This window comes from Microvirga sp. P4_G7 (genome assembly GCF_056401005.1).
In genome coordinates this window covers 1-2,538 of record NZ_JBFUKD010000550.1, presented here as the reverse complement: position 1 = coordinate 2,538, position 2,538 = coordinate 1, and the positions used below count along the sequence as shown (strand labels likewise).

The 2,538-nt window shown below is 60.6% G+C and carries 3 protein-coding genes; all 3 read left to right on the top strand.

The window, feature by feature from the left end; translation table 11 throughout:
* On the top strand, positions 1-1,192 hold a 1,192-nt coding region (locus tag AC1DT3_RS17760; protein ID WP_477466558.1), incomplete at its 5' end, for an extracellular solute-binding protein.
* Complete coding sequence (locus tag AC1DT3_RS17755; protein WP_477466557.1) at positions 1,158-1,421, top strand: DUF4260 family protein; 264 nt, start codon at positions 1,158-1,160, stop codon at positions 1,419-1,421. The genes AC1DT3_RS17760 and AC1DT3_RS17755, both read left to right, overlap by 35 nt.
* Positions 1,421-2,536: a microcin C ABC transporter permease YejB gene (locus AC1DT3_RS17750; protein ID WP_477466556.1), complete on the top strand. Its 1,116-nt coding sequence runs from the start codon at positions 1,421-1,423 to the stop codon at positions 2,534-2,536. Before AC1DT3_RS17755 ends, AC1DT3_RS17750 begins: the two co-directional genes overlap by 1 nt.
* The last annotated feature ends 2 nt before the right edge of the window (positions 2,537-2,538 follow it).

Below are 2,538 nucleotides of genomic sequence, written 5' to 3'. Positions count from 1 at the left end.
CGATCCGCCGCTGGGTTCGGGCGCCTATCGCGTCGGCCGGTTCGAGCAAGGGCGCTTCATCGAGTTCGAGCGCGTCGCCGATTACTGGGCGAAGGACCTGGCCGTCAATGTCGGCTTGAATAATTTCGACCGCATCCGTTACGACTATTTCCGCGACAGGACAGTCGCGTTCGAAGCGTTCAAGAACGGCGCGATGAACTTCAACGAGGAGTATACGTCCCGCATCTGGGCGACGGGATACGACTTCCCTGCCGTTCGCGATGGACGCGTGAAAAAGGAGATCATCGAGGACGGTGGGCCGGTGCCGATCCAAGGTTGGTATTTCAACACCCGCCGCGACTCCTTCAAAGATCCTCGCATTCGCGAAGCCATCGGTCTCGCCTTTGATTTCGAATGGACGAACGCGAATATCATGTTCGGCCTGTTCAAGCGGCAGACGTCGTATTTCGAAAACACCGACATGCAGGCGAAGGGTCCGCCCTCCGCTGCAGAGCTTGCGCTACTTGAGCCGTTYCGGGACAAGCTTGCGCCGGCCGTCTTCGGCGAACCCGTCGTGCCGCCAGTCTCCGACGGTTCCGGCCAGGACCGGCGCCTTCTTCGCCGGGCCGATGAATTGCTGCGCGAAGCCGGATGCCGCCGAGAAGGCGGCGTTCTGAAATTGCCCAACGGCAAACCGTTCACCATCGAATTTCTCGACTTCCAAGCGTCGCTGCAGCCGCATACGCAGCCGTTTCAGGCCAATCTGAAACGCCTCGGCATCGACGCCCAGTCGCGCATCGTGGACGCGGCTCAGTATCAGCGCCGCATGGAGAATTACGATTTCGATATGGCGAGCCGCGCTCTGGGATCCTCCCTGACGCCGGGCGACGATCTACGCATCGTGTACGGATCGGAATCGGGCAAGGAGCCGGGATCGCGCAACATCGCCGGCATCGCCGACCCGGTCGTCGACGCCTTGATCGAGCGGCTGGGGCTGGCCGACACCCGTGAGGCGCTGAATACGGCCTGTCGGGCGCTCGATCGTGTGCTGCGCTCGGGGCAATATTGGGTTCCGATGTGGTTCAAGAATTCGGACTGGATCGCCTATTGGGACCAGTTCGCCCGGCCGGAAATCCAACCCCGCTTGAATTCCGGCGCTCCAGGGACCTGGTGGTACGATGCCGAGAAGGCAAAACGAATCGGGCGTGGGTGACCGTTGCCCGGAATGCGACCGCGGCGGAAACGGTCAGCCAGCCTCTCAGCGGGCCGTTCAGCCTGCCGCAACCGCTATGATTTTGGGCCAAACCGCGCTTTGCGGGGCGCGAGCCTCCGAGATGCCCCATATCGGGTTTGACCGCGCCCTCGGATACGGATTGAAATACTCATCAGGTTTCTGCGCCACCCCACTCGGCCCGATCGGCCGCGCCCCTACGGATACTTAATGCTCGCATATATCCTGCGCCGCATCCTGCTCATGATCCCGACCTTGTTCGGGATCATGTTCATTTCCTTCACGATCGTCCAATTCGCACCCGGCGGCCCGGTGGAGCGCATCATCGCTCAGCTTCAGGGCCAGAGCTCGAGCGCCACATCCCGGATATCCGGTGGCGGGGGAGATTTTTCTGGCGGCGCCCAGGGTCAATCCGGAAGCGCCAGCGGCGACGCCTCGTCCTCGCGCTATCGCGGCGCGCAAGGGCTCGATCCGCAATTCATCAAGCAGCTCGAAGTTCAGTTCGGGTTCGACAGGCCGGCCCACGAGCGCTTCTTCAAGATGCTGTGGGATTATTCCCGCTTCGATTTCGGCAAGAGCTATTTCCGCGACATCTCCGTGCTCCAGTTGATCAAGGAGAAACTGCCGGTCTCGATCACCCTCGGCTTGTGGATGACACTGCTGTCGTACGCGATTTCCATACCGCTGGGCATCCGCAAGGCGGTGAAGGACGGATCGTCGTTCGACGTCTGGACGTCCGCCGTCGTCATCATCGGCTACGCCATTCCTGGCTTCCTGTTCGCCATCTTGCTGATCGTCCTGTTTGCCGGCGGTTCGTTCTGGCAGATCTTTCCCTTGCGGGGCTTGACGTCGGAAAACTGGGACCAGCTCTCACTCCTCGRCAAAGCGACGGACTATCTCTGGCACATCACATTGCCGATTATCGCCATGGCGCTCGGAGCGTTCGCAACCTCGACGCTTCTCACGAAAAACTCGTTTCTCGACGAGATCCGCAAGCAATACGTACTGACCGCGCGCATGAAGGGATTGTCCGAACGCCAGGTGCTGTACGGCCACGTCTTTCGCAATGCGATGCTGATCGTCATCGCCGGCTTTCCCGGCGCGTTCATCCACGCCTTCTTCGCCGGATCGCTGTTGATCGAGACGATTTTCTCCCTCGACGGGTTGGGCCTGCTTTCGTTCGAATCCATCGTCAACCGAGACTACCCTGTGGTGTTCGCCAACCTCTACATCTTCTCGTTGCTCGGCCTCGTGGTGAACCTGCTCTCCGACCTCGCCTATACYTGGATCGATCCGCGGATCGATTTCGAAACCAGGGAGGCATGAGA

Excerpts from the sequence above, each read along its gene's own strand:
- AC1DT3_RS17755 (WP_477466557.1), top strand. The coding sequence starts at position 1,158 with ATGCCGAGAAGGCAAAACGAATCGGGCGTGGGTGACCGTTGCCCGGAA.